Here is a 19,913-nt window from a genome sequence, read left to right on the forward strand (position 1 = left end):
TCGCGACTCCCTTAAAATTGAGCGATAACGAGATTAGTGTTTATACACTTTTTGCTGCCAGGTCGAGACAGCCTTAGGTTTCACTCTATACAGGCTGGCATGTTGAGGTAGGTATTTTGTCGAAACGCATACTGATGATCATTGATGGCTTGCCTGGCGGAGGCGCTGAGAAAGTCGTGCTGACGCTGGCGGAAGGGCTGGTGGCGCTGGGACATCGCGTCTCGCTCTTCTCTTTACGTAGCGTATGCGACTACCCTATTCCCGAAGGCGTCGATTACAAGGTGATTAAAGACCGCTGTAAACTACCCTGGCGTAAACTCACCGAAACGCATCGTCGCGCGCGTCTGCTCGATCAGGCCGTTAGCCAGGCGCAGAAGGCTGAGGGCGCGTTCGACCTGGCGCTGTCGCACCTCCATAAAACCGATCGTATCGTCAGGCACTCACGCGTGCTGGATCCCCGTAAAACCTGGTATTGCCTGCACGGCGTCTTTTCAGCCTCTTACCTGGCGCGTAAGTCGGGGTTCTCTCTGTGGCTGAAGCGCTTAAAAATTCGCCACGTCTACCAGAATTGCCAGCTGATTGCCGTCTCGCCTTACGTGCTCGAAGATTTAATTGAAAACGTCGGCGTGCGACCGAGCCGTACCCAGGTGATCGCCAATCCATTCGATTTTGAACAGATAAAACAGCTGGCGGCGAAACCCTGCCCGCTGGCCGGCACCGATTTCATTCTTCATGTGGGCCGCTTCCACGAAACCAAACGCCACGACAGGCTGCTTGAGGCCTATGCGCAAAGCGGTATTCAGGCTCCGCTGGTGCTGCTTGGCCAGGGCAGCACTGAACGCGCGGCGCAGCTGCGCCGCCTGGCGGATAGCCTGGGTATTGCAGAACGGGTGATTTTTCAGGGATTCCAGGCGAATCCCTATCCCTGGATACGCCATGCCCGGCTGCTGGTCGTCAGCTCCGATAGCGAAGGATTCGGCAACGTGCTGGTCGAAGCGTTAATCTGCCAGACGCCGGTCGTCAGCACGCGCTGCCCGGGCGGACCGGCAACGATTCTGACGCACGATTTGGCGCGTGGACTCGCTGAGATGAACGCCGCCTCTCTGGCGGAGAAAATGCGTGAAATCTATCATTACCCGCCCGAGTTGCATCATCTCGACCTAAGCATTTATAGTCTCTCCGTTATTTGCGAGCAGTATCTACAGCTTGCGCAGCGGTCGCACACGGAATTATCTGCCGCTCCGCAGCTTACGAGCTAAAAAGGTCTCCCTTTCGGCGTGACCGGATAAAGGGAAAATATTTTGAATTACGTAATACTTTTTCTGCTGTTTCTGCCGGTCAAGTGGGTGATGAAGCTGCTGCATCCTCGCACGGGTAAAAATCTGGTGATTCAGACAGCAAAAATCGGCGATTTCGTGAATATCACGCCGCTGCTTGCCCATCTGCAAAAAAGTGATGCGCTATTAAGCCGCAGCGTTGCGCCGCTGGCGGAGCGCGACGATACGCTGGAGACCCTCTGGTATATCGAAGATCACAAAAGCAGCCTGATAAAGAAGTTCAGGCTGATATGGCAGTTCCTCAATCGTTACGACAATATCTATCTGCTGCATCCCAACAACCTCAATTTATTTATCGCCGCCTGCTGCAACGCCAGCAATAAGCAATTTTTAACCACCTATAAGCGCAAAGCCTATCAGGACATTTTTTACCTGACCGCCAGCGGCGTGGTCAGCCATGAAAAAAACACGCTAACGGTAGAGAACTATTTAAAACTGGCCGACCGCTCTTTTACTAAAGAGAGCTACCCTACCCACGCTACCCGTCCGCTCTGGCAGCCGGAAAGTCTGCCGGAAGAGATTTATTCGGGTCAGGGCGCCAGGATCGGCTTCAGCATCACCGCTGGCAACCAGGCTAAAACCATTCCACCCGCCATCTGGAAAACGCTGTTCGATAGCCTGGACGATTTACCCTGCACTTTTTACGCCTTTGGCGCCCCCAATGAGCAGACCCGCATGCAGGAGCTCTTCAAGATAACCGGCGAGCGAGAGAATATTGTTAATCTCATCGGTAAGCTTCCGCTGGAAAGCCTGCCGGCCGCTATTGGCGAAATGGACTTTTACGTCGCCTCGGACTCCGGGAATGTCTATATCGCGGACGCGCAGCAGGTGCCGGTGATCCTGATATACGGGCCGTGCAGCGTTGAGGAGCAACGCCCTCTTGGCGACGTGCTGTTGATTGGCCCAGATCACATAGCGCCCTCCTCGTTTGTCTTTGAGGCGCTCTATCAGTTTCATCATCCGGCTGAACAGCTCTATAAGCTGGACGCCCGCAAGCTTAACGATATCCACGATTTTATTTCCGCCAGGCTGGACAAGCAGCTGGCGCGACGGAAAAACAAACGAACAATATGACAGGACAGCCTGATTCTTCCCCTTTGCTCAGTATCATCTCTCCCATGTACAACGCTGGCGAGATGTTCGATGCCTTTATGCAGTCGCTGCTGGCGCAGACTCTGACCTCGCTGGAAATCATTATCGTCGACGACGGCTCTACCGACGATTCCGGCGCGCGCGCCGACGCCTGGGCGGCGCAGCATCCCCATATCAGGGTTATTCATCAGGAAAACGGCGGCGTATCGCGCGCGCGCAATGCCGGACTGCGCGTCGCGCGCGGCAAGTACGTCACCTTTCCCGATTCAGACGACACCATGCGGCCCGAGATGTATAAAACGCTGGTAGAGATGGCGGAACAGGACGATCTCGACGCCGCGCAGTGCAATGCCGAATGGTTTTTCCAGCGCGACCAGCGCACCAGGCCGATGATCCCGCTGGAGCGCCTGCGCAGCACGCCGGTGCTGGACGGCGCAGCGTGGCTGAATACCGCGCTGAAAACCCGGCGTTACCTGCATGTGGTCTGGCTGGGCATCTACCGCCGGTCGCTGATCGCGCAGAAGCAGCTCTGGTTCGAACCCGGTTTGCATCATCAGGATATTCCCTGGACCACCGAATTTATGTTTAACGCGCGGCGCGTGCGCTATACCGAACAGGTGCTCTATCGCTACTACATGCACGACGCCTCGATCAGCAACCGCAAGCGCACCGGCCAGCGCAACGTGGAGTATCAGCGCCACTACCTGAAGATCGCCCGCATGCTGGAGGAGATCAACGCGCGCTACAAAGAGAGCGTGACCATCTATCCGGCTTTTCATGCGCAGATTACTCACGAAGCGTTGAGCGTCTGCCACTGCGTGCGTCGCGAGCCCGACCCGGCCGCGAAACAGGCGATTATCCAGGATATTTTCGCCAGCAAGACGCATCTGCGTATGCTGCGCAATGCGCGTGGCGTTAAACAGTGGTATCAGCTGCTGCTGTGGCTGAGTCGCCTCTGGCGCTGGCGAGACAAATAACCGCCGCCGCAGGTTTCCCCTCCGAAGGGTTTGCCCTACAATCGCCTCACTGAAAATTAAGAGCATTTGTGTATGGCAAACCCGACTCACGCAGACGTTACCCCACACAATATTTTGCTAATCAAGCTGCGCCACCACGGCGATATGCTGCTTACCACGCCGGTTATCAACGCGCTGCGCCAGCGCTATCCGCAGGCCAATATCGACGTGCTGCTCTACAAAGAGACGCGGCCGATGCTGGAGGCACATCCGGCAATTCGCCAGCTGCACGTTATCGACCGCAAGTGGAAGCAGGAAGGAAGCTGGCGCAAACTGCGCCACGAGCGCGACCTGCTCGCCGCCGTGCGCGCCAGCCATTACGATATCGTTATCAATCTCGCCGACCAGTGGCGCAGCGCGCTGATTACCCTGGTTAGCGGCGCGCCGCTGCGTATCGGCTTCGCATTCAATAAGCGCAATAACGCCTTCTGGCGGCGCTGCCACAACTGTCTGGTGCCGACCAGCAACCATAATCAGCTGCATACGGTAGAGCAGAATATGACGGCGCTGACGCCGCTCGGCATCTCGCCGCAGGGCGCGCGCGCCTCTATGCACTACAGCGCCGTCGACGGACAAAAAATCGATGCGCTGCTGGCTGAACAGGGCGTCGACTCGGCGTTCATCGTCTTTCAGCCTACCTCTCGCTGGAATTTTAAGTGCTGGGAAGAGGAGAAGGTCGCCGCGACCATCGACCAGCTGGCGCAGGCGAACCGCAAAGTGGTATTGACCGCCGCGCCCGACAAGCATGAGATGGCGATGATCGCGCGCATCCAGGCGCTCTGCACGACGCCGCATCTGGTGACGCTGGCGGGCCAGCTCACGCTGCCGCAGCTGGCGGCGTTGATCGATCGCGCCCGACTCTTTATCGGCGTCGACTCCGCGCCGATGCATATGGCCGCCGCGCTCGACACGCCCTGCATCGCGCTGTTCGGGCCGACCAAGCTGCAGTTCTGGCGGCCATGGGGCGACCATAATCGCGTTATCTGGGCCGGCGATTACGGCCCGCTGCCCAATCCCGACGCCATCGATACCAACACCCGCGAGCGCTATCTCAGCGCTATTCCAGTCGACGATGTGGTCGAAGCCGCAAGGGATTTTCTCCATGACTAAATTACGCCTGGCGATCGTCCGACAGAAGTATCGCCCCGACGGCGGCGCCGAACGCTTTATCTCGCGCGCGCTGGAAGCGCTTGGCAGCGAGCAGCTGGATCTCAATATCATCACGCGCAGCTGGCAGGGAACGCCGAATCCCGACTGGCATCTGCACATTTGCAATCCGCCGAAGCTGGGACGGATTTCGCGCGAGCGCGGTTTTGCGCGCGCGGCGCGCGCCTGCTGGGAAAAAGAGCGGTTCGATATTGTCCAGAGCCACGAGCGCATCGCGGGCTGCGATATTTTTCGCGCCGGCGATGGCGTGCATCGCGTCTGGCTGGAGCAGCGGGCGCGCATCGTCTCGCCGTGGCAGCGCATCAGCGCCGCCCTGAGTCCCTATCATCGCTACGTGCTGCGGGCGGAAGCGGAAATGTTCAACGCCGCGTCCCTGAAGGCGGTCATCTGCAACTCAGAGATGGTGAAGCGCGACATCCTGCGCTGCTTTTCGCTGAGTGCGGAGAAAATCCACGTTATCCATAACGCAATTGACGCTCAGCGCTTTCAGCCCGCCAGCGAGGCGAGCCGCCGTGCGACGCGTCAGCAGCTGCAGCTGCCGGAGAACGCGACGGTACTCATCTACGTCGGCTCCGGCTTCGAGCGTAAAGGACTAAAGGCGGCAATCGAAGCGCTGGCGAACAGCGACCGCTATCTGATTGTGGTCGGCCAGGACAAGCAGCTGTCACGCTATCAGCAGCTCGCCAATCAGCTGAACTGCCTCGACAGGCTGCGGTTCGTCGGCGTGCAGCAGGATGTGCAGCCCTTCTACCACGCCGCCGACGGCCTGCTGCTGCCGACGCTCTACGATCCCTTTCCAAATGTCGTGCTGGAGGCGATGGCCTGCGGTTTGCCGGTGATCACCAGTACCGGCTGCGGCGGCGCGGAATTTATTACCGCTGGTCAGGAAGGCTTCGTTTGCGATGCGTTAGATATCAAGGGATTAAACCAGGCTATTATGTCGATACCCTCGCTTTCGGTTGATTCGCGTTTAGGCGAAGCCGCAAGGCGCAGAATCGAGCCTTACGGTCCTCAGCGTCTGGCGCAGTCGCTGACTTCCCTTTATCAGCAGGTCCTGCTGCGACGCTGACAAAGTGGTGAGCCTATCTGGGCTTTCTGGTAACATAGATTGATTTATGTGAAATTTTTTCTGCCAGGCTGTCGAAACGATAACTATGACAACCCTCTATACCGTTTTGCTCTACCTCATCCAGCCGCTCATCTGGCTGCGCCTCTGGCTGCGCGGCCGTAAAGCGCCGGCGTACCGTAAACGCTGGGCAGAGCGCTACGGCTACTGCACGGGAAAAGTGGAGCCGGACGGTATCGTGCTGCATTCGGTCTCCGTCGGCGAAACCCTGGCAGCGGTTCCCCTGGTGCGCGCGCTGCGTCATCGCTATCCGACCTTGCCGATTACCGTGACCACCATGACGCCGACCGGCTCTGAGCGCGCGCAGTCGGCGTTCGGCAAAGATGTGCATCACGTTTATCTGCCTTACGATCTGCCTGGCGCCATCAACCGTTTTCTCGACACGGTCAATCCGCGGCTGGTAATCATCATGGAAACCGAGCTGTGGCCCAATATTATCCGCATCCTGCATCAGCGTCAGATCCCGCTGGTCATCGCCAATGCGCGCCTGTCGGAGCGTTCCGCTAAAGGCTATCGCAAGCTGGGCGGCTTTATGCGCGACCTGCTGCAGCGCATTACCCTGATTGCCGCGCAGAATACGGAAGATGCCGACCGCTTTCTTGCGCTGGGGCTGAAACGCTCGCAGCTGGCGGTGACAGGCAGCCTGAAATTCGATATTTCCGTAACGCCCGAACTGGCCGCCAGAGCGATAACGCTGCGTCGTCAGTGGGCGCCGCGCCGTCCGGTCTGGATCGCCACCAGCACTCACGAAGGGGAAGAGGCGATCGTGCTGGATGCCCATCGTCGCCTGCTGCAAACCTTTCCCGATCTGCTGTTGATTCTGGTGCCTCGCCATCCGGAGCGTTTCACCGATGCGCGCAACCTGACGCAGAAACGCAACTTCAGCTTTATCCTGCGCAGCAGCGGCGAAATTCCTTCCGGTTCGACCCAGGTGGTGATCGGCGACACCATGGGCGAGCTGATGCTGCTTTATGGCATCGCCGACCTCGCTTTCGTCGGCGGCAGCCTGGTAGAGCGCGGCGGACACAATCCGCTGGAGCCTGCCGCCCACGCCATTCCGGTGCTGATGGGTCCGCATATCTGGAACTTTAAAGATATCTGCGCCAGGTTACAGCAGGCGCAGGGCCTGATTACCGTGACCGACGTGATATCGCTGGAGAAAGAGGTGACCAATCTGCTGCAGGATGAAGATTACCGTCTTTATTACGGCCGTCATGCGGTCGAAGTGCTGCATCAGAATCAGGGCGCGCTGCAGCGTTTGCTGCAGTTGCTTGAACCCCATTTACCGCCGCGGGCCCACTGATGACCGCTCGCCAACGCCTTTCCGTAGTGATGATCGCCAAAAACGAAGCGGCACTGCTGCCCGACTGTCTCGCCTCCGTCAGCTGGGCGGACGAGATTATCCTGCTGGACTCCGGCAGCAGCGACGAGACCGCCGAGATTGCGCGCCAGGCTGGCGCTAAAGTCTATCGCGCCGAGGCGTGGGCCGGATTCGGCAAACAGCGCCAGCGCGCGCAGCGCTACGCCAGCGGCGAGATGATTCTGATGATCGATGCCGACGAGCGCGTGACGCCGACGCTGCGCGCCAGCATTGAAGCGGTACTGACGCAGCCGCCTTCCGGTACCGTCTACAGTCTGAACCGCAGCAACCTCTTTCTCGGCCGCTTTATGCGTCACAGCGGCTGGTACCCGGATCGCGTTATGCGCCTCTATCCACGCGCGCTGAGCTATAACGACAACCTGGTGCACGAGTCGCTGGAAACGCAGGGCGCGCCGGTGGTGCGGCTGCAGGGCGACCTGCAACATCTCACCTGCCGTGACCTGATCGTTTTCCAGCAGAAGCAGCTGGCCTACGCCGCCGCCTGGGCGCAGGAGCGCCATCAGCGCGGCAAGCGCTGCGGCCTCTTCTCTGTTTTTTCCCATACGCTGGGCGCCTTTCTGAAAACGCTTTTGCTGCGCGCAGGCTTTCTCGACGGCAAACAGGGCTGGATTCTGGCCGTGGTCAACGCGCAGTACACCTTCAACAAATATTCCGCGCTGTGGGCGCTGAATCATGCCGCAGACAAAGGCCGTCTATGAGCACTAAAGCGATTTATCCCGGAACCTTCGATCCCGTTACGCTCGGCCATCTCGATATCGTGACGCGCGCCGCGCGGATGTTCGATCGGGTGGTGCTGGCAGTCGCCGCCAGCCCGAGCAAGAAGCCGATGTTTAGCCTGGACGAGCGCGTCGAGCTGGCGCAAAACATGGTGGCGCATCTGCCGAACGTCGAGGTGGCGGGATTTAGTGATTTGATGGCGAACTTCGCCCGGGCGCAGCAGGCCAACGTGCTGGTGCGCGGCCTGCGCGCGGTTTCCGACTTCGAGTATGAGATGCAGCTCGCCCATATGAACCGCCATCTGCTGCCGACGCTGGAGAGCGTGTTTCTGATGCCGACCGAAGGCTTCTCTTTCGTCTCTTCTTCGCTGGTCAAAGAGGTGGCGCGTCACGGCGGCGACGTCAGCGCCTTTCTGCCGCCGCACGTGCTGCAGGCGCTACTGGCGAAGCTGGCCTGATTAACGCTGGCAGTTGGGGCACCAGAAGGTGCTGCGCTGCCCATGCTTGCCGCTGACGATGGGCGTGCCGCAGGCGCGACAGGGTTCGCCGGCGCGGCCGTAAACCTGCAGCTCCTGAGCGAAATAGCCGGGCTTGCCGTCGCTCTGTAAAAAGTCGCGCAGCGTGGTGCCGCCCTGCTCTATCGAACGCAGCAGCACCGCTTTAATGGTCGCGGCCAGACGCTGCGCCTCTTCATCGCTCAGGCTCATCGCCGGACGATCGGGCAGGATCCCCGCCGTGAACAGCGATTCGCTGGCGTAGATATTGCCGACGCCGACCACCACTTTGTTGTCCATCAGCCACTGTTTGACCGCTGTGCGCTTGCCGCGCGACTTCTCATACAGATAGTCGCCGCTAAAGGCGTCGCCGAGCGGTTCAGGTCCCAGGTGCGCCAGCACGTTGCTGCCTTCGGGATCGGTGCTCCACAGCCAGGCGCCGAAGCGGCGCGGATCGGTGTAGCGCAGCACTTTGCCGTTGCTCATCACTAAATCGACATGGTCATGCTTCGCGGCGGGCTGCTCTTCCGGCAGCGCGCGCAGGCTGCCGGACATGCCGAGGTGGATAATGATCCAGCCGTGCGGCAGTTCCAGCAGCAGATATTTGGCGCGGCGCTGCACGCTCAGCACAGGCTGGTCGCTGAGCGCATGGATTTCCTGCGACACCGGCCAGCGCAGGCGGCCATTGCGCACCACCGCATGTAAAATTTTTTCGCCCACCAGATGCGGTTCTATGCCGCGTCGGCTGGTTTCGACCTCGGGTAATTCCGGCATGTTCTCTCCTCAAAAAGCGGCAAAAACAAAAAACCCGGCCGAAGCCGGGTTTTTCACAGAACACCAAAATTATTTAATTTTGGCTTCTTTGTAGATCACGTGCTGACGTACAACCGGATCGAACTTTTTCAGTTCCAGCTTCTCAGGTTTAGTACGTTTGTTCTTCGTGGTGGTATAGAAGTGACCTGTACCAGCAGAGGAAACCAGCTTGATCTTCTCACGAATACCTTTAGCCATGATTCAGTTCCTTAGTACTTCTCACCACGGGCGCGGATTTCGGCCAGAACCGTATCGATGCCCTTTTTATCAATAACACGCATACCTTTAGCAGATACACGAAGAGTAACGAAGCGCTTCTCGCTCTCAACCCAAAAACGGTGTGAGTGCAGGTTCGGAAGGAAACGGCGTTTCGTCGCGTTCATTGCGTGGGAACGGTTGTTACCGGTCACCGGACGCTTTCCAGTTACCTGGCAGACTCGTGACATGTCTATTCTCCAAAAATCAAATCAGCTCGAGCTTTAAAAACTAGGTCTTGGCCGCCTCGTCAGGCTCATAGCCCGCCAGGCGAGTTCCATGTGAACCCGCTAAGCTGGCCCAAACGCCAAACCCGAGATTCTCAAAGGTGGCGTAGTATACGCCGCTCAGCGCAAGTGCTCAAGTCCCGAACAGATAAAGATCCCTGAAGATCGTGCAAAAACCCGCCATCTGCACCTGCCGGCCCTGGCTTTTTACAGCCATCCGCGCTCCGCAAAAGAGACATATTCGCCGTGACCGATCACCAGATGATCGAGCAGGCGAATATTCAGCAGGGTACAGGCCGCGCTGACCTTATGGGTAATATGGCGATCGGCGCGGCTCGGCTCCGCCATGCCGGAAGGATGATTATGCGCGAGAATAATCGCCGCCGCGTTAAGCTTCAGCGCCTCGCGCACGATTTCGCGCGGATGCACCTCGACGCTGTTGATAGAGCCCATAAAGATCTTCTGCGCCTGTAATACGCGGTGCTGATTATCAAGAAACAGCGCCATAAAGATTTCTCGCTCCTGATGCGCCAGCACGCTCTGCAAATAGTGTCGCGTGACCTGCGGGTTCGCCATAACATCTTCCCGCGCCATCTGACTGGCGAAAAAGCGCCGCGCCAGTTCAGCGATGGCGTGCAGCTGCGCCAGCTTGGCGGCGCCGACGCCCTTTATCTCGTCGAACTCCGCCGGTGCCGCGGTCATGATGTGATAAAGAGAGTCGAACCGCTGCAGCATCTGCTGCGCCAGCGTGATGACATTCGCGCCGACCGTGCCGGTGCGCAGAAAGATCGCCAGCAGCTCGACGTCGCTTAACGCCTCTGCGCCCATCAACCGCAATTTTTCCCGTGGTGTCATATCGTCCATAAATGCCTCCTGCCGTTGACGACATCATGATTAAATACTGTATACTTAACCAGTAACTTCTGCCGGATTTACGAGGCGGCTCGCAAACGCAGGAGGTGAAAAGGCGCGGAGGCGGCTTTATGATAAAGTCCTGCCACTTGCCGTGCCTGACGCGGCATCCAGCGAAATGAGGCCTACAGCATGATGGGATTAGCCGGAAAAAAAATTCTGCTTGGCGTGAGCGGCGGCATCGCGGCGTATAAAGCGCCCGAGCTGGTGCGACGCCTGCGCGATCGCGGCGCCGAAGTGCGCGTTATGATGACGCCCGCCGCCAAGGCCTTTATTACGCCGCTCAGCCTGCAGGCCGTTTCCGGCCATCCGGTATTCGAAGACCTGCTCGATCCCGCGGCCGAAGCGGCGATGGGCCATATCGAACTGGCGAAATGGGCCGATTTAGTGGTGCTGGCGCCAGCGTCGGCCGACCTTATCGCCCGTTTGCACGCCGGTATGGCCAACGACCTGGTGACCACCGCCTGCCTCGCCACCGCCGCGCCTGTCGCTGTGGTGCCGGCGATGAACCAGCAGATGTATCGCGCCGCCGTCACGCAGCATAATCTGCAGCAGCTTGCGGCGCGCGGCCTGCTGATTTGGGGGCCCGACAGCGGCAGCCAGGCGTGCGGCGACATGGGCCCTGGCCGCATGCTCGATCCGCTGGTAATTGTCGACCATGCGGTGCAGTGGGCCTCGCCCGTCAACGATCTGCAACATCTCAACATTATGATCACCGCCGGTCCAACGCGCGAAGCGCTCGACCCGGTGCGCTATATCAGCAACCATAGCTCCGGCAAGATGGGCTTCGCCATTGCCGCCGCCGCCGCCAGCCGTGGCGCCAGCGTAACGCTGGTAAGCGGCCCGGTGAGCCTGCCGACGCCGCCAGCGGTCCGCCGTATCGACGTGACTTCCGCGCTGGAGATGGAGGCCGCCGTGATGGCTGACGCGGCGAAACAGCACATTTTTATCGCCAGCGCCGCCGTAGCGGACTATCGCGCTGCGGCCATCGCGACGGAAAAGATGAAAAAACAGGGCGGCGAAGATGATGCCATCACGCTCCAGCTGGTGAAAAACCCGGATATCGTGGCGGGCGTCGCCGCAATGTCGCAAAACCGGCCCTACGTGGTTGGATTTGCCGCAGAAACCCAGAATGTGGAAGAATACGCACGACAAAAACGGGTAAGAAAAAATCTGGACCTGATCTGCGCTAACGACGTAGCGAAAGCCGGACAGGGTTTTAACAGCGATACCAATGCGCTTCACCTTTTTTGGCAGGAGGGAGAAAAACGCTTACCGCTCAGCGATAAGACGCTCCTTGGCCAACATTTATTAGACGAGATTGTCCGCCTTTATGATGAAAAAAATCGACGTTAAGATTCTTGACGCGCGCGTGGGCGCGGAGTTCCCATTGCCGACCTACGCGACCTCTGGCTCCGCCGGGCTCGATTTGCGCGCCTGCTTGGACAGCGCGCTGGAAATCACGCCCGGCATGACCACGCTGGTGCCGACCGGCCTGGCGATCCACATCGGCGATCCCAGCCTGGCGGCGGTTATCCTGCCGCGCTCCGGCCTGGGTCATAAGCACGGCATCGTGCTGGGCAATCTGGTGGGCCTGATCGACTCCGACTATCAGGGCCAGCTGATGGTATCGGTCTGGAACCGTGGCCAGCAGAGCTTTACGCTGCAGCCAGGGGATCGTCTTGCGCAGCTGGTCTTCGTACCGGTCGTTCAGGCAGAGTTCAACCTGGTGGAAGATTTCGACGCCAGCGCCCGCGGCGAAGGCGGTTTCGGTCATTCAGGCCACCAGTAACGCCCATTTTTGCTTAACCATCTGTTTATTTCTTATCAGCCTTAAGCTTCGCGCTTAGGGCTGACAGGAAGATGTGCCTGTTTAAGGTGAATTTCAGGGGTTTTTAAGGTCATGGCAGAAAAAAAACTCGCCAAACGGAACCGTCGCGAAGAAATTTTGCAGGCGTTGGCGCAAATGCTGGAATCCAGTGACGGTAGCCAGCGTATTACCACCGCCAAGCTGGCGGCCACCGTCGGCGTTTCTGAAGCGGCGCTCTATCGCCACTTTCCCAGCAAAACGCGCATGTTCGACAGCCTGATTGAGTTTATTGAAGACAGTCTGATTACCCGCATCAATCTGATCCTGAAAGATGAAAAAGAGACGATGGCGCGCCTGCGTCTTATCGTGCAGCTGATTCTGGGATTTGGTGAGCGTAATCCGGGGCTAACCCGCATTTTGACCGGCCATGCGCTGATGTTTGAGCAGGATCGCCTGCAGGGGCGCATTAATCAGCTGTTTGAGCGTATTGAAGTGCAGCTACGTCAGGTAATGCGCGAGCGCAGAATGCGTGAAGGCGAAGGCTTCGAGACGGACGAAGCGCTGCTGGCGAGCCAGCTACTGGCGTTTTGCGAAGGCATCCTGTCGCGCTACGTGCGCTCGGAATTTCGTTTTCGGCCGACCGCCGACTTCGATATCCGCTGGCCGCTGCTGGCCGCGCAGCTGGTGTAGTCCGCGCACGTCAGCCGGGCTGGCTTCCCTTTCCCAGGCGGGAAAGGGAAGCCATCGGCATTAAATGCCGTACTCTTTCTGATAGGCGCGCACTTTCGCCAGATGGTCCGCCATTTCCGGCTTCTCTTCCAGGTAGCTAATCAGATCCTTCAGGGTAATGATGGCGGTAACCTGACATTTATAGTCGCGCTCCACCTCCTGAATCGCTGAAATATCGCCACGTCCGCGCTCCTGTCGATCCAGGGAAATCAGCACGCCCGCCAGCGTGGCGTTGTGCGCGTTGATAATGTCCATCGATTCGCGTATCGCCGTGCCGGCGGTGATGACGTCATCCACCAGCATAACGCGGCCCGCCAGCGGGCTGCCTACCAGCAGGCCGCCTTCGCCATGATCTTTCGCCTCTTTGCGGTTGAAGCAGTAGGGCACGTCGCGGTCATGGTGATCGGCCAGCGCCACGGCGGTGGTGGTGGCGATAGGAATGCCTTTATAGGCGGGTCCGAACAGCAGATCGAAGTCGACGCCGCCGTCCACTAACGCCTGCGCGTAGAAACGGCCCAGCAGCGCCAGATCGCGACCGCTGTTGAACAGGCCGGCATTGAAAAAATAGGGGCTTTTACGGCCAGACTTCAGGGTAAATTCGCCGAACTTCAGCACCTGCTTGTTCAGGGCGAATTCAATAAACTGACGCTGCCAGGCTTTCATCTCTCACTCCTCTCGCAAAAAAAAGGCGACTCTCTGGTCGCCTGGTAAATCAGTTGTTCAGCGCCGCTTTCTGCGCCTGAATCAGTTCCTCGATGCCGCCGCGCGCCAGCGCGAGCAGCGACAGCAGCTCCTCATGACTGAACGGCTCGCCTTCCGCCGTGCCCTGCACTTCGATCATGCGGCCATCTTCCAGCATCACCACGTTCATGTCGGTTTCGGCGGCGGAGTCTTCTACATACTCCAGATCGCAGCGCGCTTCGCCTTCAACGATGCCGACGGAAATCGCCGCCACCATGCCTTTCATCGGGTTCGCTTTCAGCTTGCCGTCGGCCACCAGCTTGTTCAGCGCATCGGCCAGCGCCACGCAGGCGCCGGTAATCGACGCGGTACGGGTGCCGCCGTCAGCCTGGATCACGTCGCAGTCCAGCGTGATGGTAAATTCGCCCAGCGCTTTGAGATCGACCGCCGCGCGCAGCGAGCGGGCGATCAGGCGCTGGATTTCCAGCGTACGTCCGCCCTGTTTGCCCTTGGCCGCTTCACGCGCCATACGGCTATGGGTGGAGCGCGGCAGCATGCCATATTCGGCGGTTACCCAGCCTTGTCCCTGTCCTTTCAGGAAACGCGGGACACTCTCTTCCACGGTAGCAGTGCAGAGCACTTTGGTTTCGCCGAACTCCACCAGTACTGAGCCCTCGGCATGTTTGGTGTAGTTTCGGGTCAGGGTGACGGGACGCACCTGCTGTGCGCTTCGGCCTGCTGGACGCATGGTAATCTCCGGCTGAAATGAATTGGCTGCGCATTATACGGACTTCCTCGTCGCCTGTCTTGCTGACGGGATTACGCATCGGCGGATGAATTTCCGCTCGGTCTGTGGCTAAATGCGCCTTCCTCACTCACTGAAAATAAAAAGTATGACCTCAATTCTTCATTTCCTGCTGGCGCTGGCGGTGATTTTCGCCCTTGCGCTGCTGGTCAGTCATGACCGTAAACAGATACGCCTGCGTTACATCGTGCAGCTGATCGTGGTGGAAGCCGCGCTGGGCTGGTTTTTCCTGCACTCCTCCAGCGGACAGGCGGCGGTCGGCGCCTTCAGCGGCTTTTTTGAGAAACTGCTGACCTTCGCCGCGCAGGGCACCGACTTCGTGTTTGGCAATATGAGCAAGCAAGGGCTGGCCTTTATCTTTCTTGGCGTGCTCTGCCCCATCGTGTTTATCTCGGCGCTGATCGGCATTCTGCAGCACTGGCGCATTTTGCCGCTGCTGATTCGGCTGGTAGGCACGCTGCTGTCGAAAGTTAACGGCATGGGCAAGCTCGAGTCGTTCAACGCCGTCAGTACGCTGGTTCTCGGCCAGTCGGAGAACTTTATCGCCTATAAAGGCATTTTGGGCGATATTCCGCCGAAGCGCCTTTACACCATGGCCGCCACGGCGATGTCTACCGTGTCGCTCTCTATCGTCGGCGCCTATATGTCGATGATCGAGCCGAAATATGTGGTGGCCGCGCTGCTGCTCAATATGTTCAGCACCTTTATTATTCTCTCGATTATCAATCCCGGCAAAGCGCAGGATGAAGCGGCGATTCCGCTCGACAAGCTGCATGAAGAGCAAAGCTTTTTCGAGATGCTCGGCGAGTACATCCTGGCGGGCTTTAAGGTCGCGATGATTATTCTGGCGATGCTTATCGGCTTTATCGCGCTGATCGCCGCGGTCAATGCGCTATTCAGCGCGCTGTTCGGCTACAGCTTCCAGCAGATCCTCGGTTATCTCTTCTATCCGTTCGCCTGGCTGATCGGCATTCCTGCCGCCGACGCGCTGCAGGCCGCCAGTATTATGGCGACCAAGCTGGTGGCGAACGAATTCGTGGCGATGATTGAGCTGCAGAAGGTGGCGGCCGGCATGACGCCGCGCGGGCTGGGCATTCTCTCGGTGTTCCTGGTGTCGTTCGCCAACGTCGCCTCGATCGGCATCGTCGCCGGCGCGATCAAAGGACTGAACGAACAGCAGGGCAATGTGGTCTCCCGGTTCGGCTGGAAGCTGGTCTACGGCTCCACGCTGGTGAGCCTGCTGTCGGCAGCCTTCGCCGGTCTGTTTATCTAATCTCTGTACGGCGGCCTTCCAGCCGCCGTTTTTATTCAGAATCCCACGCACACCGGCGCGTCGACACGCATCACCGACTCCTGGCCGAAGCGTTGCTTGTAAAGCGTGCGCAGCGCTTCGATATCGTCGTTGACGCCGTTCTCCGCGCCGTGAATAAGCATCAGCGCCTTGCTGGGCTCGCGCGCCAGCTTGCCGCTTTTCTCCAGCCACTGACCGCTGGCGTCATAGACGCTGAGTCCCGCTTTGAAGCGCGGCGTCACCTCTTTATCAAGGAACTGCTGCCAGTCGTCGCGGCTCACCACTCCGCCCTGCGGTTTGCTGAGACCAAACCAGAGCGTGGTCTGCATCATCATTTCGCCGCCGGCGCACACGGCAATCGGTTTGGTCGGCGGCGGAAGCGGACGCGGCGCCTGGCAACCGGCCAGCAGCGCGGCCAGCGCCACGGAAAGGGCAACAGAGCGGAACATCGGCGGTATCCTTATCAATACGGTTAGCGGCCATCATAAGTGTCTGTCCGCAAAAGCGGAAATGTTTCGTTATTCGCCCGCACCTGCGCTTATGCCTGTTAGCGCGCGGCGGGTGTCGCTATACTTGCTGCATAATTTCTGACAAAGAGTAGCCGATTATGATCCGCAGTATGACCGCTTACGCCCGCCGCGAAGCCAAAGGCACCTGGGGCAGCGCCGCCTGGGAGCTTCGCTCCGTTAACCAGCGTTACCTTGAAACCTATATCCGTCTGCCGGAGCAGTTTCGCAGCCTGGAGCCGGTTATCCGCGAACGCATTCGTCAGCGCCTGACGCGCGGCAAAATCGAGTGCAACCTGCGTTTCGACGCCGATCCCGGCGCGCAGGGCGAACTGATGCTGAATGAAACCCTGGCGAAGCAGCTGGTGCAGGCCGCCAACTGGGTGAAGATGCAGAGCGACGAAGGCGCCATCAACCCGATGGACATTCTGCGCTGGCCTGGCGTGATGTCCGCGCAGGAGCAGGATCTCGATGCGATTAACGCCCAGCTGCTGAGCGCGCTGGACGGCGCGCTGGATGACTTCATCGTTGCGCGCGAAAGCGAAGGCGCCGCGCTGAAAGGCATGATCGAACAGCGCCTCGAAGGCGTGAAGCAGGAAGTGGCGAAAGTGCGCGCCCAAATGCCTGAGATCCTGAAATGGCAGCGCGAGCGCCTGGTGGCGAAGCTGGAAGAGGCGGAAGTGCAGCTGGAAAACAATCGCCTCGAGCAGGAGCTGGTGATGATGGCGCAGCGCATCGACGTCGCGGAAGAGCTGGATCGCCTGGAAGCGCATGTTAAAGAGACCTATAACATCCTCGGCAAAAAAGAGGCCGTCGGCCGCCGCCTCGACTTTATGATGCAGGAGTTCAACCGCGAATCGAACACGCTGGGGTCGAAATCGATCAATGCGGACGTCACCGCATCGGCGATTGAGCTGAAGGTGTTAATCGAACAGATGCGCGAGCAGATTCAGAACATCGAGTGACAGGCGACGCCTGCTGAACGAAAGGCTCGCCTCCGGGCGAGCTTTTGGCCGTTTTCTCTGTCCGCTAGCGTAAATTCTGCGTAAATAAACATAAGCATTCATTTCCAGACCACTCTTAATGTTAGAGCGCTGGCTATAAGCTACCACTTCGAATTTTATTTAACTTATTGTCTTTATTGGCAATTTTATCTTCCGCATTATTCCTCTCTACGATAATCACCCGTTCAATGAAACATTCATCTCCATATGATTCCGCAGTTTCACTTTCTTTCGCGGCACTTTTTGCTAATGTGCCGGTCCGATTGACTACAAGCTGTAGCGCCTGGGGAACTTAGGGAAGTGCTTCTTTATGCGATACATACACTCATCACATAAAGGTGCGCTATGAAAAAGACCGGAGCTTTTTGCCGTTCAATGCTGCATCCGCGTTACTGGTTAACCTGGTTAGGTCTGGGCATCCTGTGGCTGCTGGTTCAGCTTCCTTATCCTCTTCTGATGCGTCTCGGCGCCAACGCCGGCACGCTTTCTCGTCATTTCCTTAAGCGTCGGGAACGCATTACGCGACGCAACATCGAACTCTGCTTTCCCGGCATTGCCGAACACGACATAGAGCGCATGATTGCGGGCAACTTCGCTTCGCTGGGCATGGCGCTGGTGGAAACCGGCATCGCATGGTTCTGGTCCGATCGCGCGGTGAAAAAACTGTTTGAGGTGTCAGGCATGCACCATCTGCGGTCCGCCATGGAGCAGAAGCGCGGCGTAATGGTTATCGGCGTGCACTTTATGTCGCTGGAGCTGGGCGGCCGCATCAGCGGCTTGTGTCAGCCGATGATGGCGATGTATCGCCCGCACAACAACCGGGCGATGGAGTGGGCGCAGACCAAAGGCCGTATGCGCTCTAACAAGGCGATGATCGATCGACGCGATCTGCGCGGTATGGTGCATGCGCTGAAGAAAGGCGAATCGGTGTGGTTTGCGCCGGATCAGGATTACGGCCCGAAAGGCAGCGTCTTTGCTCCGCTGTTCGCCGTTGAGAAAGCCGCAACCACCAACGGCACCTTCGTTCTGTCGCGCCTGGCCAATCCGGCGATGCTGACCATCTCGCTGATCCGCAATCCCGATAACTACGGCTATCAGCTGATTATCGATCCCGAGCTGGAAAACTACCCGCATACCGATGAAGCGGCCGCCGCCGCCTATATGAACAAGGTGATCGAAAGCCAGATTCTGCGCGCGCCGGAGCAGTATCTGTGGCTGCACCGCCGCTTCAAAACCCGCCCGCCGGGTGAAGCCTCGCTCTACGTTTAGTCTGTTTCGCAGCCGCATCATGACGACGTTCATGATGCGGTTTTCGCTTTTTGCGGCTGGCATCCCGCAGCGAATTGCTGAATGATGAGGTTTTCTCTGTTCGTGCAGGAACCTCGTATGGATATGAACCAACGCTGGCAGCGTCCTCTGCCTGACGATCGCCTGACGCCCTATATTGAAATCGACGCCGACAGGCTGGAAACCAATCTGCAAAGCATGCAGGAAAAAGCCAGCCGCGCAGGCGTCGCGCTTCGTCCCCATATCAAAACGCATAAAAGCCTCTATATCGCCCGCCGCCAGCGTTCGCTGGGCGCCTGCGGCATTACCGTTTCCAAGCCGAGCGAAGGCGAAGTCTTTATTCGCGGCGGCGAGCGCGACATCCTGCTGGCTTACCCCATTATTCGCGCCGAAAGCATTGCGCCGCTGCTGAAGCTGGCGGCGCAGCATCAGGCGAAAGTGACGCTGATTGTCGATGCGCCGCAGGGCGTAGCCGCTATCGCCGAGGCGCTGCACCAGCAGCCTGATGCCGATGTTGGGGTAGCGATTAAGGTCGATGTCGGACTCCACCGTATCGGCGTTGATCCGCATCGCAACGACGCGGTAAGTCTGGCGCAGGCAATGCAGGCAGCGCGGCTACGTTTTGCCGGTCTGGTCTCGCATGCCGGGCACGCCTACGCCGCGGGGAACCGCGACGCCATTGCGGAGATCGCCCTGGAAGAGGCGCGGCTGATGCGGCAGGTGCAAAGCCAGCTGCGCGCAGCGGGTTTCGACGACTGCCCCGTTTCCGTCGGCGCGACGCCCACGGCGCTCGCTGCGCCGGTGGCCGACGGAACCGATGAAATCCGTCCGGGAAACTACGCCTTGCTCGATCTGACCGCCTGCCGCCTCGGCCTGAGCCGCGTTGATGAGCTGGCGCTGAGCGTGATCGCTCGCGTGGTGGCGATAAACCGCCATTTCGCTATTATCGATGCCGGTTCCAAAATGTTGAGTTCGGATAAAGGGCCGCACGGCACCAGCGCCAGCGGCTTCGGTATCGCCGTCGATGAGAACGGCGCCTGCTATGAGATTGGCAAGCTGTCGGAGGAGCATGGCTTTATCGCCTGGCAGGATCGCGCGCCCCGCGTCGGCGCTCTGCTGCGTATCTACCCCAATCACAGCTGTGCGGTTATGGCGCAGTCGGACAGCTATGTGCTGCGTCACGCCGATGGTCGCGCAGAGATCCAGCTGATTGACGCGCGCGGACGTTTCCTCTGACCGCTCCCGGCAGGCCGCCCGGCCTGCC

Annotated in this window: 22 protein-coding genes; 15 read left to right on the forward strand and 7 right to left on the reverse strand. The window is 58.8% G+C overall.

What is annotated here, in order from left to right:
• Positions 1 to 134 precede the first annotated feature (134 nt).
• The 8 genes from PVE98_RS19245 (at position 135) to coaD (ending at position 8,293) form a co-directional block, all read left to right on the forward strand.
• Complete coding sequence (locus PVE98_RS19245) at positions 135 to 1,259, forward strand: glycosyltransferase (protein ID WP_096072330.1); 1,125 nt, start codon at positions 135 to 137, stop codon at positions 1,257 to 1,259.
• A 42-nt stretch (positions 1,260 to 1,301) separates the two neighbouring features.
• Positions 1,302 to 2,411 (forward strand): glycosyltransferase family 9 protein, encoded by a 1,110-nt coding sequence (locus PVE98_RS19250; RefSeq protein ID WP_407568535.1) that lies wholly within the window; start codon positions 1,302 to 1,304, stop codon positions 2,409 to 2,411.
• Between the two features lie 44 nt (positions 2,412 to 2,455).
• Complete coding sequence (locus tag PVE98_RS19255; protein ID WP_244951160.1) at positions 2,456 to 3,406, forward strand: glycosyltransferase; 951 nt, start codon at positions 2,456 to 2,458, stop codon at positions 3,404 to 3,406.
• Positions 3,407 to 3,478: 72 nt separating this feature from the next.
• Positions 3,479 to 4,555, forward strand: a complete 1,077-nt coding sequence (rfaQ, locus tag PVE98_RS19260; RefSeq protein ID WP_096072327.1) for a putative lipopolysaccharide heptosyltransferase III — start codon at positions 3,479 to 3,481, stop codon at positions 4,553 to 4,555.
• Positions 4,548 to 5,681, forward strand: coding sequence for a glycosyltransferase family 4 protein (locus PVE98_RS19265; RefSeq protein ID WP_096072326.1), 1,134 nt, complete (start codon positions 4,548 to 4,550; stop codon positions 5,679 to 5,681). Before rfaQ ends, PVE98_RS19265 begins: the two co-directional genes overlap by 8 nt.
• Positions 5,682 to 5,766: 85 nt before the next feature.
• Positions 5,767 to 7,041, forward strand: coding sequence for a lipid IV(A) 3-deoxy-D-manno-octulosonic acid transferase (waaA, locus tag PVE98_RS19270; RefSeq protein ID WP_048782874.1), 1,275 nt, complete (start codon positions 5,767 to 5,769; stop codon positions 7,039 to 7,041).
• Positions 7,041 to 7,817, forward strand: coding sequence for a glycosyltransferase family 2 protein (locus PVE98_RS19275; protein WP_313619842.1), 777 nt, complete (start codon positions 7,041 to 7,043; stop codon positions 7,815 to 7,817). Before waaA ends, PVE98_RS19275 begins: the two co-directional genes overlap by 1 nt.
• Positions 7,814 to 8,293 (forward strand): pantetheine-phosphate adenylyltransferase, encoded by a 480-nt coding sequence (gene coaD, locus PVE98_RS19280; RefSeq protein WP_033754318.1) that lies wholly within the window; start codon positions 7,814 to 7,816, stop codon positions 8,291 to 8,293. Before PVE98_RS19275 ends, coaD begins: the two co-directional genes overlap by 4 nt.
• Here coaD and mutM read toward each other — a convergent pair whose 3' ends face one another.
• The 4 genes from mutM to radC form a co-directional block, all read right to left on the reverse strand.
• A complete protein-coding gene (gene mutM, locus PVE98_RS19285; protein WP_333620361.1) occupies positions 8,294 to 9,103 on the reverse strand; it encodes a bifunctional DNA-formamidopyrimidine glycosylase/DNA-(apurinic or apyrimidinic site) lyase in 810 nt (269 codons plus the stop codon).
• 69 nt (positions 9,104 to 9,172) lie between these two features.
• Complete coding sequence (rpmG, locus tag PVE98_RS19290) at positions 9,173 to 9,340, reverse strand: 50S ribosomal protein L33 (RefSeq protein WP_001051798.1); 168 nt, start codon at positions 9,338 to 9,340, stop codon at positions 9,173 to 9,175.
• Positions 9,341 to 9,351: 11 nt separating this feature from the next.
• The gene (gene rpmB, locus PVE98_RS19295) at positions 9,352 to 9,588 is read right to left on the reverse strand and encodes a 50S ribosomal protein L28 (RefSeq protein ID WP_010616494.1); all 237 of its coding nucleotides are present in this window, start codon (positions 9,586 to 9,588) and stop codon (positions 9,352 to 9,354) included.
• Positions 9,589 to 9,831: 243 nt separating this feature from the next.
• Positions 9,832 to 10,488, reverse strand: a complete 657-nt coding sequence (gene radC / locus PVE98_RS19300) for a DNA repair protein RadC (RefSeq protein ID WP_096072324.1) — start codon at positions 10,486 to 10,488, stop codon at positions 9,832 to 9,834.
• A gap of 180 nt (positions 10,489 to 10,668) precedes the next feature.
• On the opposite strand from radC, the gene coaBC reads away from it, so the two are divergent.
• The 3 genes from coaBC (at position 10,669) to slmA (ending at position 13,036) form a co-directional block, all read left to right on the forward strand.
• Entirely contained in the window at positions 10,669 to 11,892 is a 1,224-nt protein-coding gene (gene coaBC / locus PVE98_RS19305) for a bifunctional phosphopantothenoylcysteine decarboxylase/phosphopantothenate--cysteine ligase CoaBC (protein ID WP_096072323.1), read from the forward strand.
• Positions 11,870 to 12,328 (forward strand): dUTP diphosphatase, encoded by a 459-nt coding sequence (gene dut / locus PVE98_RS19310; protein WP_033754307.1) that lies wholly within the window; start codon positions 11,870 to 11,872, stop codon positions 12,326 to 12,328. The genes coaBC and dut overlap by 23 nt, the downstream gene beginning before the upstream one ends.
• Positions 12,329 to 12,439: 111 nt before the next feature.
• Entirely contained in the window at positions 12,440 to 13,036 is a 597-nt protein-coding gene (slmA, locus tag PVE98_RS19315) for a nucleoid occlusion factor SlmA (protein WP_033754303.1), read from the forward strand.
• A 60-nt stretch (positions 13,037 to 13,096) separates the two neighbouring features.
• Here the strand turns inward: slmA and pyrE are convergent, their stop codons facing one another.
• Positions 13,097 to 13,738 (reverse strand): orotate phosphoribosyltransferase, encoded by a 642-nt coding sequence (gene pyrE, locus PVE98_RS19320; protein WP_033754300.1) that lies wholly within the window; start codon positions 13,736 to 13,738, stop codon positions 13,097 to 13,099.
• Between the two features lie 49 nt (positions 13,739 to 13,787).
• Positions 13,788 to 14,504, reverse strand: coding sequence for a ribonuclease PH (gene rph, locus PVE98_RS19325; protein ID WP_033754298.1), 717 nt, complete (start codon positions 14,502 to 14,504; stop codon positions 13,788 to 13,790).
• A gap of 145 nt (positions 14,505 to 14,649) precedes the next feature.
• Here rph and PVE98_RS19330 point away from each other — a divergent pair, with 145 nt between their 5' ends.
• Complete coding sequence (locus tag PVE98_RS19330; RefSeq protein WP_096072322.1) at positions 14,650 to 15,834, forward strand: NupC/NupG family nucleoside CNT transporter; 1,185 nt, start codon at positions 14,650 to 14,652, stop codon at positions 15,832 to 15,834.
• Between the two features lie 35 nt (positions 15,835 to 15,869).
• Here PVE98_RS19330 and PVE98_RS19335 read toward each other — a convergent pair whose 3' ends face one another.
• A complete protein-coding gene (locus PVE98_RS19335; protein ID WP_096072321.1) occupies positions 15,870 to 16,301 on the reverse strand; it encodes a DUF3574 domain-containing protein in 432 nt (143 codons plus the stop codon).
• Positions 16,302 to 16,459: 158 nt separating this feature from the next.
• Between PVE98_RS19335 and PVE98_RS19340 the strand changes: the two genes are divergently transcribed.
• From PVE98_RS19340 to PVE98_RS19350, 3 genes are all read left to right on the forward strand, one after another.
• Entirely contained in the window at positions 16,460 to 17,323 is an 864-nt protein-coding gene (locus PVE98_RS19340) for a YicC/YloC family endoribonuclease (RefSeq protein WP_033754290.1), read from the forward strand.
• 384 nt (positions 17,324 to 17,707) lie between these two features.
• Complete coding sequence (lpxP, locus tag PVE98_RS19345) at positions 17,708 to 18,631, forward strand: kdo(2)-lipid IV(A) palmitoleoyltransferase (RefSeq protein WP_033754286.1); 924 nt, start codon at positions 17,708 to 17,710, stop codon at positions 18,629 to 18,631.
• Positions 18,632 to 18,748: 117 nt separating this feature from the next.
• Complete coding sequence (locus PVE98_RS19350; RefSeq protein WP_096072308.1) at positions 18,749 to 19,885, forward strand: alanine racemase; 1,137 nt, start codon at positions 18,749 to 18,751, stop codon at positions 19,883 to 19,885.
• Positions 19,886 to 19,913 lie beyond the last annotated feature (28 nt).

Source organism: Pantoea sp. GABEPS69 (assembly GCF_045780835.1).
Taxonomy (GTDB): domain Bacteria; phylum Pseudomonadota; class Gammaproteobacteria; order Enterobacterales; family Enterobacteriaceae; genus Pantoea; species Pantoea septica.

Excerpts from the sequence above, each read along its gene's own strand:
- rpmB (WP_010616494.1), bottom strand. The coding sequence starts at position 9,588 with ATGTCACGAGTCTGCCAGGTAACTGGAAAGCGTCCGGTGACCGGTAAC.
- slmA (WP_033754303.1), top strand. The coding sequence starts at position 12,440 with ATGGCAGAAAAAAAACTCGCCAAACGGAACCGTCGCGAAGAAATTTTG.
- PVE98_RS19335 (WP_096072321.1), bottom strand. The coding sequence starts at position 16,301 with ATGTTCCGCTCTGTTGCCCTTTCCGTGGCGCTGGCCGCGCTGCTGGCC.
- dut (WP_033754307.1), top strand. The coding sequence starts at position 11,870 with ATGATGAAAAAAATCGACGTTAAGATTCTTGACGCGCGCGTGGGCGCG.
- PVE98_RS19275 (WP_313619842.1), top strand. The coding sequence starts at position 7,041 with ATGACCGCTCGCCAACGCCTTTCCGTAGTGATGATCGCCAAAAACGAA.
- mutM (WP_333620361.1), bottom strand. The coding sequence starts at position 9,103 with ATGCCGGAATTACCCGAGGTCGAAACCAGCCGACGCGGCATAGAACCG.
- rph (WP_033754298.1), bottom strand. The coding sequence starts at position 14,504 with ATGCGTCCAGCAGGCCGAAGCGCACAGCAGGTGCGTCCCGTCACCCTG.
- PVE98_RS19350 (WP_096072308.1), top strand. The coding sequence starts at position 18,749 with ATGGATATGAACCAACGCTGGCAGCGTCCTCTGCCTGACGATCGCCTG.
- coaBC (WP_096072323.1), top strand. The coding sequence starts at position 10,669 with ATGATGGGATTAGCCGGAAAAAAAATTCTGCTTGGCGTGAGCGGCGGC.
- PVE98_RS19245 (WP_096072330.1), top strand. The coding sequence starts at position 135 with ATGATCATTGATGGCTTGCCTGGCGGAGGCGCTGAGAAAGTCGTGCTG.
- radC (WP_096072324.1), bottom strand. The coding sequence starts at position 10,488 with ATGGACGATATGACACCACGGGAAAAATTGCGGTTGATGGGCGCAGAG.
- PVE98_RS19330 (WP_096072322.1), top strand. The coding sequence starts at position 14,650 with ATGACCTCAATTCTTCATTTCCTGCTGGCGCTGGCGGTGATTTTCGCC.
- lpxP (WP_033754286.1), top strand. The coding sequence starts at position 17,708 with ATGAAAAAGACCGGAGCTTTTTGCCGTTCAATGCTGCATCCGCGTTAC.
- waaA (WP_048782874.1), top strand. The coding sequence starts at position 5,767 with ATGACAACCCTCTATACCGTTTTGCTCTACCTCATCCAGCCGCTCATC.
- rpmG (WP_001051798.1), bottom strand. The coding sequence starts at position 9,340 with ATGGCTAAAGGTATTCGTGAGAAGATCAAGCTGGTTTCCTCTGCTGGT.
- rfaQ (WP_096072327.1), top strand. The coding sequence starts at position 3,479 with ATGGCAAACCCGACTCACGCAGACGTTACCCCACACAATATTTTGCTA.
- pyrE (WP_033754300.1), bottom strand. The coding sequence starts at position 13,738 with ATGAAAGCCTGGCAGCGTCAGTTTATTGAATTCGCCCTGAACAAGCAG.
- PVE98_RS19265 (WP_096072326.1), top strand. The coding sequence starts at position 4,548 with ATGACTAAATTACGCCTGGCGATCGTCCGACAGAAGTATCGCCCCGAC.
- PVE98_RS19255 (WP_244951160.1), top strand. The coding sequence starts at position 2,456 with ATGTACAACGCTGGCGAGATGTTCGATGCCTTTATGCAGTCGCTGCTG.
- coaD (WP_033754318.1), top strand. The coding sequence starts at position 7,814 with ATGAGCACTAAAGCGATTTATCCCGGAACCTTCGATCCCGTTACGCTC.
- PVE98_RS19340 (WP_033754290.1), top strand. The coding sequence starts at position 16,460 with ATGATCCGCAGTATGACCGCTTACGCCCGCCGCGAAGCCAAAGGCACC.